This is a genomic window from Salinivibrio sp. PR919 (genome assembly GCF_001995355.1).
GTDB lineage: Bacteria > Pseudomonadota > Gammaproteobacteria > Enterobacterales > Vibrionaceae > Salinivibrio > Salinivibrio proteolyticus.
The window spans coordinates 21773-33257 of sequence record NZ_MUFL01000033.1; the positions used below are offsets into that span (position 1 = coordinate 21773).

Sequence of the window (11485 nt, forward strand, 5' to 3'; positions counted from 1 at the left end):
ATTTGCCATCGATTCAAGTAGAATGGGTAAAGTTTACTGAATCTTGCTATAGGTTGCTAATGGAGAACACATTACATAACGCCCTTTGGGCGCTAGCCCAGAAATATGTTGCCAAATGGCGAAAGGTGCAGCAGTGCTTGCCGTGCACGGACGCGTATTTAGGCTTAGCGTCACCGTGTGTGGAGAGCGAAAATGCCCACCAAGTGCAATGGCAACCGGTTCAGCGTGATACCTTGGCAGACTTCACCAACGTGGAGAATGCGATTGAGTTACGTCTGCACAGCGACATTAAAGACTTTTATAACTTTATGTACTGCGCGGATTTGCCGGTGCACTTTGGCGGTGAGCGCTTCAATTTGCTGCAAGTGTGGAGTGAAGATGACTTGGCCCGCTTACAAGAAAACATTCTTGGGCATTTAATGATGCAGCGTCAGCGTAAATGCTCCCCGAGTGTATTTATTGCGACCACTGATGATGAAATGACGATTGTTGCTATTGATAATGTGACGGGCCAAGTGGTGAGAGAAGTACTCAATAAAGGCTCACGAGAGGTGTTGGCAGACGATGTTGAGCAATTCATTGAGGTGTTAGAGGTTGATGTATCATGATCCTCACCGAGCTAACCTTCGAGTGCTTCGACAATACAACGGTAAGCGCGGTTGACCGAGCGATTAATGGCCTGATGGATGCGTTGYGTTACAACGGTCAGGTGTTGGGGCGTGAATTTCCGATACTGATGCAAGAAGGGCAGTTTCAGCTTCGGGTTGTTTGTCCGGATGAAGATGCGTTGCAGCCAAAATTTCATAGCCCTCAAGTCAAGCGAGCATTGAATCAACTGTCCGAGGCCTGTTTGACTCAGCCTAAGGTACGTCTTTTAGGTCGAGACCTTAACTCCGAACAAGCGGCGCCGAGCACCTCGCCGAGCTGGCAGGTGCTATACACCACCTTTGTGCACACCTGCTCGCCATTACGATGTGGCGATACCTTATTGCCGATCCCTTTATATCGCTTACCCGCAACTTTCAATGGCGACCACAAGTCAGTGATCAAGTGGCAAACGGAATGGCAAGCGTGTGATGAATTGCAGATGGCGGGTGCCAGTGATGCGGAGTTTGCCGGGCTTAACGAGCTAGAAAACCCGCAAACTCGATTGTTCCAACGCGGCTGGGATTTGCGTGGACGGATTGAATACCTCACGGGTATTCCCACGTATTATTATCAATACCGTGTCGGTGGTAAAGATAAGGACAGTGAGTTAGCGCGCCCTTGTCCTAAATGTGGTGGACAGTGGCGATTGGAAACACCACTACACGATATTTTCCTGTTCAAGTGCGAGGCTTGTCGTCTGGTCTCAAACCTTTCGTGGGACTTCAAGCTCACTTAAGCGCTCTTCCAATTCGCTCAGACGAGCCGTTAGCTGGGAGACGTGCTGCTCGAGCGCCGCAATTCGCATTGCCTCTGAAGGAGCAGTCTCTGCCTCGGCCATGTCGGGTAACGGTGAATTAGATTTGGCACTTTTTACCGCTTGAATAATGAGGGGCAACGGCACCGGGGTATCGAGCTGTGCTTTCAGCTTTGCCACGGTGACTGATTGCCCTTTTTGGACCAAGGTGTGGATTGCGCGTTCTAGTGCCGCTTGATAACTCATCGTGATTCTCAATCTCATTAATACGTGCGCTTGGCTAACTCGCTGCCGCGCTGACCTCGTCGTAATCTAAGATTTTCTCAACAAAGCATCAAGGGTGTCGACTTGTTCGGCCCAATCGGCATCCTCTTGTAACGCCTCATGGATAAAAGTCCGTTGGGCGGTGTTCCAAAACGGCGCATCTACCAAAGATTGACCATCGACCAGACAATGGCTGGTTAAGAACTGCTCGATAGCCTGCTGATCGCTTGCTAGGCCTAATTGCTCAAATAAGTGCGTTAAATCGTGCTGGAAAGTTTCCATTGTCGCTCCTCAAACCTAGTCTATGCATCCATTATTTGACTATAGCAATCCTCTAGACAGCTTGCCTTGTACTCTGGTAGGGACAAAGTGCTGGTTCGCTTGTGAGATATCTCTTACAAAGGCGTGGGAGAAAAGCAGAATCGTACCGGGTTAAACGAGAAGAGGTTGGGTTTTAGTTTAATAAAAACAATACTTTATGTTTTATTTTATATAATTGGGATAAAATTGAGACATCGCGCACGTTGTGATGCCTTGTGCCAAAGGCTCAGTCGCGTAATCTTATCGGTGTCGGAAGGGAACTGACACAGGGAACAGGAATCACCACGGACTCGGTACCTCAGGATGAGGCAGTACTTCAGGATGAAGCGCTGGCAAGGATTGCAGAAGGATATCGGATGGAACCGTTCTCTACAAGCAGGAAGCTTGTACGTCAGGAAGACTTAGGACAACCCAGGATGAGGGCTTAAGGAACACTTCAGGACGAAGTCATGGACACCTCCAGGATGGAGAGCTTATCGAAAACGGGAATTTCGGTTTGTCAGGATGACGAAAGGACACCTCCAAGACGGAGAGACATGGAACGACGCTGAAGGAATCGGCGACTGATCAAGGAATGATGCAGGGAGCACCTTTTAGTAGCAGGATAGCTGCAAGTAAAACTCTCGGGCGCGGCGCAAGCTGCGCCCTTCCTTTTTGTAGCCGGTAAACATGAGCGGTTACCCCATCTTTTCCGGTGACTCCCTGTCACGTACTGCTCGCGTGTCGCGCGACGTGTGCATCATTCTGTTACTCTAGTACAGCTTATCCATTTGCGCGAATATGGCGCGATTGTGTCGGTATGGGCCTTATTGTACAGGCATGGTATGGACCGGCGTGTCGATGCTTTTTAAGCGAAATCCTCGCAACCGCGCATGGCCGGTATAGCTATCTTGCCCGGTCGATGAAAATTCAAACCAGTAATGTGTTACCCAGCGCCAGCCCTGATCGGTGTGTGTGAGCCGATGCTTACCGCGCGCAATGGATAACACCTGAAGTCCCATATGTTGGCAATAATGCTGAATGTATCGATGCGCGTGCTCGCTTTGCCGGCGCTGTTGCCAAAACAGCATCGCGACGACAAAGACGAGTAACAGGGTAACAAGATCAGTGATCATGATGGGGTTGTTTCACTGCCGATTGCAGACGAGCCATCGCCTGAGTCAGTGCCGGAGAGGTATTGCCATGCAAGCGGCTTAATAATGCACCGCGAAGCTCAGGCATCATCACCAGATCGGCATAGATTTGTTGGAATAGCGCCGGGTCATGCTGGTCGGCAATCGCAATTAAAAAGGCATCCAATACTGCATCATCGGTTAATCCATCCCAGCACCGTCCCGCGATGGCGACAAAGATCTCTTGATGGTGGAGTGCGCGTTTATCTAATACGGCACGGATCAATTGATCGCGCTGTGCTTTTGGTGCACCCGCATGGGCGCGCAATAGTGCGCTAACGAAAAAGAGGTCGACTTCTTGGCTCTCACACAAATCGCTAAATAGCGTACGCAAGGTGGCAGCAAGCTTGTCGCTCAAGGCGCAGTGCTCCAAGCATCCCAACAATGCATATTGCGGCGTGGTTGGCATATTGGCGATCGCTTTTCTTACTCGCGTGGCATTGTTTTGCTCGTGCATACGCACGCAAATATCTGCCAAGCCTTGTAGGCCAATGCCTTGCCAGTTATCCCAGCCGAGTTCACCGTTTAAATAGTGTTGAGCCTGTTCGTAATATTGGCTAGCGGGACGACCGAGCGAGTAGGTGAGCGAAGCATGAAACATCGCCATCTTGTCATCGGTTGGGGTGAAGGTGTAAGGGTTGTTAGCCAGCTTCTCACGCTGCGCTTTGTTCGGCGTTGCGCTTAAATTCTCCCCCATGGCCGCGCTGACATATTGCAGAAAGTCGCCCATCGCGGTGTGACTGAGTAGCCCTCGCTCATCCAGTGGCATTTTCAAAAACCATACCCAAGGTGCGCCGCCTTTTGGCCAGAACGCGACAGCCATATGCGCATGATGGCGCAGTGGGTAAGGGTAAGGTTGTTGGTTCGCCTCAACGGCCCGAAACTCTGCATCGTCGAGAAGGCAAACACGTCGGCCTAAGTCGTAGACGCTAAACTGACACTGGGCATGATCAAAAAGGGTGCTCAGCGCGTGAAAAGATTCCATGGTATCCGCTCGCTGTTTTCGCTTGATGGGCGGGAGTATATCAGTTTTCACCCAGCAGATGCTTGCCTTGTACGTGTTGTCTTTCGCTTGATCATGGTATGCTTCGCCGTTTCCGTAAACACTAAGTGATGAGGGTATCAATGAGTCTTCACTTTCAATGTATCCAACTTCTTGATGAGTTGGAGCAAGTGCTAAATGATCACGCGCTATGGCAAACGACGCCACCGTCGGCTGAGCGTCTTGCGAGCACTGAGCCTTTTGCTGTCGATACCTTGGCATGTCACGAATGGCTGCAATGGATTTTTGTACCTAAGATGCGTGCACTGATTGACGCTGGGCAGACCTTACCGCGTAACTTTGAAATTTCACCTTATGTGGAAGAGGCAATGAAAGAGCAGGCCGGGCATCGTGAGGTGGTCGCTGTGGTTGTGCGGATTGATAGCTTGTTTGCCGATCAATGACAGACCTGCCGCTTAGTATTTTATATCAAGACGATCACTTGGTGGTGGTCAATAAGCCTGCCGGCATGCTGGTTCATCGCTCTTGGTTGGACAAAGGTGAGACCCGTTTTGTGATGCAAACTTTACGGGATCAAATTGGTCAACATGTCTATCCACTCCACCGGCTCGATAAACCCACCTCTGGCGTCTTGGTGTTTGCCCTATCCAGTGATGTTGCCTCGGCGATGATGCCACAGTTTGCCAATAACCAGATTAAAAAGGGCTATCATGCCATCGTCCGAGGCTGGATTGCAGACGCCGGCCAGCTTGACTATCCGCTGGTGGAAGAGCAAGACAAAATTGCCGATAAGCATGCCAGCCAAGCGCCGGAAGCGAAATCGGCGATCACCGACTATCAGCCATTAGCGAAGATAGAGTTACCCATTGCGACGGGGCGTTATGCGACCAGCCGGTATAGTTTAGTGGCGATGCAGCCGCATACCGGTCGCAAACATCAGTTACGTCGACATATGCATCATCTCAGCCATCCGATCATTGGCGACACCACTCATGGCGATGGACGACACAACCGAGTTTTTCGTCACCACTTTGATTGTCACCGTCTACTGTTGCACGCAAGCCAGATGCGTTTTAAACACCCTGTGTCTGGTGAGTCTCTAACGGTGACGGCGCCGATTGACACTCAGTGGCAAGTGCTAATGGAGGCGTTTGCGTGGCAATGGMCTGATAACGCGGATTTAATGGGAAATTAGCAGGGCGTCGTGCCGAACAGCACGACGCATTGTTGGACTTTCTTAGCGTTTGGGTTGTCGGTGTGATTTAGAGTTTTTCCAGCTCAGATTCAATTTCAGCAATTTTACTGGCGACGACTTTCTCAAGATGACGTAGATCGGTCAGGATCTTCTGTTTTACATCATGTTCGGCTTGTTCTTGCTGGACGATTTGGTCCAGTTCATCAATCACCAGTGATAAGCTGCGATTGATCTCTGTGACTTCACGAAAGCGCCCGGTGCCACTGTCCACGACCACATTTTTACGCTGGCGTGGATATTTAAACTTCATGCTCTTGGCGAACAATTCGCCTTTTTGCTTTTCAAAATAGATCTTCAGCGTGTCATAACTGGCTTCTTGGCGCAGTGAATAACGCTCGATTTTCTCTGGATGCTCAACGCCGATATTTTTTAACTGTTGGTACATAACCACCTCATAAGTTGACGTCGTAGACGCTGTGAGCCAGCGTTTCGATACAGGGCTCAGTGTAGCCCGTCAGCCACACCAATTACCGTGACCACTTTGGCTATTTTGCTTGCGATAACGTCTTCTCTAGCGCGGTTTTTAGTTGCGCTTGGTGTTCAGATGTCAGAGCTTGGTTTTGGGCGTCCGTTACAATAAAAAAGTCTTCTGCCCGCTCACCAATGGTCGTGATCTTCGCTGCATGAACACTGACACCTTGTCGCGCAAACACAGCTCCAACGCGAGCCAGTAACCCCGGAGTATCCAGGGCCACTAACTCCATCAAGGTACGGCGGCCATTTTTAGTTGGCAAGAAGAGCACCTGTGTTTTGACGGTAAAATGTTTGAGTTTTTGCGGCGCTCGACGACGCGGAATGGTGATCTTGCCCGTTTCTTCAATGGCCTTGGCGACCCCCTCGATGATCCGAGGGTGACGGTCGAGGGGAATCGCCTCGTCATTTTGATCCATGACCATAAAGGTATCGAGTGCATGGCCGTCTTTGCTGGTCATGACCTGTGCATCATGGACACTCAGGTTTTTCTTATCTAGTGCGGCAACCACGCGCGCAAATAAACTGGGCCTATCTGGGCAGTAAACAAAAATCTCGGTTCCGCCTCGGGTCGCCTTTTTACTCACCAACACCAAAGGTTGATCACTTGGATGGTGGAGCAAATGTTCACTGTGCCAAGCGATTTGCTTGTGTGTATGACGCAGAAAGTAATCGGCTTTAAAACGTTGCCAAAGCAGCTCAATATCACGCGGGCTATGCCCTTGCTTGCGCAGCATGGCCGCTGCTAAGTGTTGGTTATGGCGGATCCGTTCACGGACATCCGGCGGATTCTCTAGCCCTCGGCGCAAGGCTTTTTGCGTCGAGTAATAGAGCTCTGCAATCAAGGTGCGTTTCCAGCTATTCCACAAGTCAGGGTTGGTGGCATTGATATCGGCGACGGTCAAACACACTAACAGGTCAAGCCGTTCTTCATCGCGCACTTCTTTGGCAAAATCGGTGATCACATCGGGATCGTAAATATCGCGACGTTGTGCAGTCACTGACATCAGGAGGTGATTTCGCACCAGCCAACTGACTATATTCGCTTCAGGGCGAGATAAGCCGTGCTCAAGGCAAAAGTCATGGGCTTCGATGGCCCCAATTTCACTGTGATCGCCGCCGCGCCCTTTGCCGATATCATGAAAGATAGCTGCGATTAGCAGTAACTCGCGGCGTGCGAGTCGAGGGAAAATATCACAACAAATGGGGTGGCGTTCTCGGTTGGCCTCATTGTCAAAAAGGCGCATGTGTTTAAGCAAGCGAATGGTGTGCTCATCCACGGTATAAACGTGGAACAGGTCGAACTGCATTTGTCCGACGATCTGACTCCACTGCGGCAGGTAGGCAGACATAATGCCGTGGCGGTGCATCAAACTAAAGGCTTTATGCAGCGCATTGGGGTGGCGCACCAAGGCCATAAATTTTTCGCGAGCGTCTTGTTGTTGACACAAAAAATGGTTCAGTCGACGACGTGCAGTGCGCAGTTGGCGAAGGGTCGGCGCCGATATGGCCTCTATGGTGGTGTCGTCAGCCACATGGAGCATCATATCGAGAATGGTGTCAGGGCGTGCTTGAAATAGTGCCGGTTTGCGCGCTTCGATCGCATTGCCTTGGCGCTGAAAATCGTCACTCAGCATGTCGATTTGGTCCGGACGGCCATTGTCGATAATCACTTGATCGAAGATTTGCAGCAACATCTTGTTAAGCTCGCCGATCCGACCGAGCGTGCGAAAGAAGTCTTTCATCATTTGCTCTACCGCACGATTTCCCTCGCCACGATAGCCTAGCAATTCGGCAACGGAGGTTTGATGCGCGAAGGTCAGTCGGTTGTCATAGCGGCGCAGTTCTAAATGAAGCGCGAAGCGAATCCGCCAGAGTACGTTTTGGCACTCATTCAGTTCGCGATACTCGGCATCGGTAAGAAAGCCATAGTGACTCATCTCACGCAAGCTGGTGGCACCAAAATGGCGTCGGGCGATCCAGGCGAGGGTGTGGATGTCGCGCAGTCCACCGGGGCTTGATTTCAGATCTGGCTCCAGCTTGTAGGCGGTGTCATGATAGCGGCGATGGCGGGCTTTCTGTTCTTCCACTTTCGCGCGATAAAAACGCTCACTGGGCCAAAAGTCATCCGCATGAACACGCTGCTCTAGCGCATTGAATAGCCGCTCACTGCCGCATAACAAGCGTGCTTCTTGCAGGTTGGTCGCTACCGTCAGATCGTCAAGTCCGACACTGATGCACTCATCGACCGTGCGCACGCTATGGCCTACTTCAAGTTTGAGATCCCACAATAAGGTCAGTAATTCACTGAGTTTTTGTTGCTGGTGCGCGTCTAACGGCCCTTGGCAAAGTAATAGCAGATCAATATCAGACAGGGGGTGGAGCTCACGCCGACCATAGCCACCCACGGCAACCAAGGCGAGGTGAGGGTGCTGGTCAAAACCAAAATGCTGCCAAAGCCTCTGCATCAGCGCATCCATGTAATCGCTACGCTGATAGACCAGCTCAGGCACCGGGACATTGGCGAGGAAGTCTTGCTTCTGTTGCTCAAGGAGGTGCTGAAATTGGGCTTTGAGTGCCGCTGGGCTCAATTGGTCTTGGGTCAAACTTTGTGGCGTGATCACTGTGTCTGTCATGGCGTTCCTTTGCGCATAAAAAAGCCGGAGCAAGCCCGGCCTTTATCAGAATCTTAGTGGTTGATATGGCGCGGGATGGTTTCCTCTTCACGAAGCGTTAAGATTTCCACCCCAGTTTCGGTCACCAACAGGGTGTGCTCCCACTGCGCTGACTTCTTGCCATCAATGGTATAAACCGTCCAACCATCGTCTTCATCTAGTACGGTACCGTATTTGCCTGCGTTAATCATAGGCTCAATGGTAAAACACATACCAGGTTTGAGGATGGTTCGGTCGTTGTTTTTGTAGTGCACCACTTGTGGATCTTCATGGAAGCTCGCGCCAATACCGTGTCCACAGTACTCTTTTACGATCGAGTAGCGAGTGTTGCTGCTTTTGATGAATTTTTGGATAGCCGTACCAATGTCACCAACTGTAGCGCCTGGCTTCACCTTTTTGATGGCATGATAAAGGCTTTCTTGGGTGACACGGCAAAGGCGCTTGTCTTCCAACGAGACCTCACCAATCAAAAACATTTTCGATGTATCGCCGTGATAGCCATCTTTAATGACGGTGACGTCGATGTTGACGATATCACCATCTTGGAGCACATCCTCGTCACAAGGGATCCCGTGACAAACCACGTGGTTGATAGAGGTACACATGGACTTAGGGAAGCCGTGATAATTCAAGGTGGCGGGTGTGGTGCCCTGCACCTCAGTCATATATTTGTGCGCGATATCATCCAGTTCACGCGTGGTAACGCCTGGCTTTACATGTGGGGCCAGCATTTCCAGCACTTCTGCGGCCAACCGACCGGCAACGCGCATTTTTTCTATTTCTTCTGCTGTTTTAATTGGGATCGTCATTTTGCTTTCTCACTTAATTCGTCTCGCTCATCGAGGCAATGAGCGTCAGAGCGTGAGGGACCTCACACCCTGATAAATCAGGCATGCGCTGCTTTGACCTGCTACGCTTTGGTCACCGGTAGCGCGGGGCAGACACATTGAAGTGAGCACATGGTATCAAGCTGGGCGGTTTCTGGAAACCAGAACCACACCTTTCGCCGTTTGGGCAGTGGTGCGGCAATACGACAAACCGGCCCTCGCTTGGGCAATTTATCTGGATTTTTGCCTACTTTATGTGGTATAAAGCGCGCCGAAATCCGTCATTGTGATCAATCTGTTTTTGTCAGGTTTCATCCTGATGGCATTTCACTAAACACTTTTTATTTTAAATCACACACATATCGTCACATTGTCCGGGGTGCCCTGTGCGGGTCGGTCAAATGGGATATGTGGAGGCCTAACCCCAAGAGGAAATTATCATGGCTACTGTTTCAATGCGCGACATGCTCAAGGCGGGCGTACACTTCGGTCACCAAACCCGTTACTGGAACCCTAAGATGAAGCCTTTCATCTTCGGTTCTCGCAACAAAGTACACATCATCAACCTTGAGAAAACTGTACCAATGTTTAACGATTCTTTGGCTGAACTGTCAAAAATCGGTGAGCGTAAAGGTAAAGTCCTGTTCGTTGGTACTAAGCGCGCAGCAAGCGAAGCGGTAAAAGCGGCAGCAGAAAACTGCGAGCAGTTTTATGTGAGCAACCGTTGGTTGGGCGGCATGCTGACCAACTGGAAAACCGTTCGTATGTCTATCAAGCGTCTGAAAGACCTGGAAACCCAGTCTACCGACGGTACGTTTGAAAAGCTGACCAAAAAAGAAGCGCTGATGCGCACTCGTGAGATGGAAAAACTTGAGAAGTCTCTGGGTGGTATCAAAAACATGAACGGCCTGCCTGATGCAATGTTCGTTATCGATGCGGATCACGAGCACATTGCTATCAAAGAAGCGAACAACCTGGGTATCCCAGTATTTGCGGTAGTAGATACTAACTCTAACCCAGACGGCGTTGACCACGTAATCCCAGGTAACGATGACGCAATCCGCGCTATCCAACTTTACCTGAACGCAGCGTCTGACGCATACAAAGAAGGCCGTAGCCAAGACATCGTTGCGCAAGCAGAAGACGAGCTGGTTGAAGTCGCTGAGTAAGACAACAGCTCCTTGTGAGCGTTCTTAGCCATCAGCGTGTCATCTTTCATGCTGTAAGCTAAGTATGGTTAGCAGGGGCCGAAGTCGGGCCCCTGTTTTTTACCCAAATAGTTTCGAATCGAGGATTGAACAATGGCAACTGTTACCGCTGCCCTGGTTAAAGAACTGCGCGAGCGCACCGGCGCTGGCATGATGGAATGTAAAAAAGCACTGGTTGAAGCGAACGCAGACATCGAAGTCGCGATCGAAAACATGCGTAAAAGTGGTGCGGCTAAAGCAGCGAAAAAAGCTGGCCGTGTTGCTGCTGAAGGCGTGATTCTGGTTAAAGAAAACGAAGGCAAAGCAGCGATCGTTGAGATCAACTGTGAAACTGACTTCGTTGCTAAAGATGCTAACTTTGCTGCATTTGCTAACCAAGTGGCTGAAACTGCTTTGGCAGAAGGCCTAGAAATCGACGCGCTGAAAGAAAAATTCGAACAGCAGCGTGCTGAGCTAGTTGCAAAAATCGGTGAAAACATGGACATCCGTCGTGTTTCATTCATCGAAGGCGCGAAAGTAGGTTCTTACCGTCACGGCGACCGCATCGGTGTGGTTGTAGCTGCAAACGCTGACGAAGAAACCATCAAGCACGTTGCTATGCACATTGCTGCATCTAAGCCTGAGTACGTTAACCCAGAAGACGTACCAGCTGACGTGGTTGAGAAAGAAAAACAAATCCAGGTTGATATCGCGATGCAATCAGGCAAGCCTGCTGAAATCGCAGAGAAAATGGTTGTTGGCCGTATGAAGAAATTCACCGGCGAAATCTCTCTGACTGGTCAAGCATTTGTTATGGACCCAGCGCAAACTGTGGGCCAAATGCTGAAAGAAAAAGGTGCCGAAGTGACTAACTTCATCCGCTTTGAAGTGGGCGAAGGCATCGAGAA

General features: G+C 50.4%; 13 protein-coding genes. 6 read left to right on the forward strand and 7 right to left on the reverse strand.

Features of this window, described 5'->3' with window-relative positions:
• Positions 1–59: 59 nt before the first annotated feature.
• Positions 60–608 (forward strand): SecY-interacting protein, encoded by a 549-nt coding sequence (gene syd, locus BZG83_RS08260; RefSeq protein WP_077480077.1) that lies wholly within the window; start codon positions 60–62, stop codon positions 606–608.
• On the forward strand, positions 605–1384 hold the full coding sequence (locus BZG83_RS08265; RefSeq protein ID WP_077480078.1) for a Zn-ribbon-containing protein: 780 nt from the start codon (positions 605–607) through the stop codon (positions 1382–1384). Before syd ends, BZG83_RS08265 begins: the two co-directional genes overlap by 4 nt.
• On the opposite strand, the gene BZG83_RS08270 is transcribed toward BZG83_RS08265, so the two are convergent.
• From BZG83_RS08270 to BZG83_RS08290, 4 genes are all read right to left on the reverse strand, one after another.
• Positions 1352–1648, reverse strand: a complete 297-nt coding sequence (locus tag BZG83_RS08270) for a hypothetical protein (protein ID WP_077480079.1) — start codon at positions 1646–1648, stop codon at positions 1352–1354. The two genes, BZG83_RS08265 and BZG83_RS08270, sit on opposite strands and share 33 nt — an antisense overlap.
• Positions 1649–1714: 66 nt before the next feature.
• Positions 1715–1948: a DUF2789 domain-containing protein gene (locus BZG83_RS08275; RefSeq protein ID WP_077480080.1), complete on the reverse strand. Its 234-nt coding sequence runs from the start codon at positions 1946–1948 to the stop codon at positions 1715–1717.
• 845 nt (positions 1949–2793) lie between these two features.
• The gene (locus BZG83_RS08285) at positions 2794–3102 is read right to left on the reverse strand and encodes a DUF3301 domain-containing protein (RefSeq protein WP_077480082.1); all 309 of its coding nucleotides are present in this window, start codon (positions 3100–3102) and stop codon (positions 2794–2796) included.
• Entirely contained in the window at positions 3092–4144 is a 1053-nt protein-coding gene (locus BZG83_RS08290) for a DUF3549 family protein (RefSeq protein WP_077480083.1), read from the reverse strand. The genes BZG83_RS08285 and BZG83_RS08290 overlap by 11 nt, the downstream gene beginning before the upstream one ends.
• Positions 4145–4284: 140 nt before the next feature.
• Here BZG83_RS08290 and BZG83_RS08295 point away from each other — a divergent pair, with 140 nt between their 5' ends.
• Complete coding sequence (locus BZG83_RS08295; protein WP_069588592.1) at positions 4285–4605, forward strand: YqcC family protein; 321 nt, start codon at positions 4285–4287, stop codon at positions 4603–4605.
• On the forward strand, positions 4602–5357 hold the full coding sequence (gene truC / locus BZG83_RS08300) for a tRNA pseudouridine(65) synthase TruC (RefSeq protein WP_077480084.1): 756 nt from the start codon (positions 4602–4604) through the stop codon (positions 5355–5357). Before BZG83_RS08295 ends, truC begins: the two co-directional genes overlap by 4 nt.
• Before the next feature lie 67 nt (positions 5358–5424).
• On the opposite strand, the gene BZG83_RS08305 is transcribed toward truC, so the two are convergent.
• From BZG83_RS08305 to map, 3 genes are all read right to left on the reverse strand, one after another.
• Positions 5425–5802 (reverse strand): DUF3461 family protein, encoded by a 378-nt coding sequence (locus tag BZG83_RS08305; protein ID WP_069588596.1) that lies wholly within the window; start codon positions 5800–5802, stop codon positions 5425–5427.
• Between the two features lie 100 nt (positions 5803–5902).
• The gene (gene glnD / locus BZG83_RS08310; RefSeq protein WP_077480085.1) at positions 5903–8524 is read right to left on the reverse strand and encodes a bifunctional uridylyltransferase/uridylyl-removing protein GlnD; all 2622 of its coding nucleotides are present in this window, start codon (positions 8522–8524) and stop codon (positions 5903–5905) included.
• 53 nt (positions 8525–8577) lie between these two features.
• The gene (gene map / locus BZG83_RS08315) at positions 8578–9372 is read right to left on the reverse strand and encodes a type I methionyl aminopeptidase (protein WP_069588600.1); all 795 of its coding nucleotides are present in this window, start codon (positions 9370–9372) and stop codon (positions 8578–8580) included.
• A 458-nt stretch (positions 9373–9830) separates the two neighbouring features.
• On the opposite strand from map, the gene rpsB reads away from it, so the two are divergent.
• Both rpsB and tsf read left to right on the forward strand, forming a co-directional pair.
• Complete coding sequence (rpsB, locus tag BZG83_RS08320; protein WP_069588601.1) at positions 9831–10559, forward strand: 30S ribosomal protein S2; 729 nt, start codon at positions 9831–9833, stop codon at positions 10557–10559.
• 132 nt (positions 10560–10691) lie between these two features.
• Positions 10692–11485: translation elongation factor Ts (tsf, locus tag BZG83_RS08325; RefSeq protein WP_077480086.1), on the forward strand; the 794-nt coding region annotated here is incomplete at its 3' end.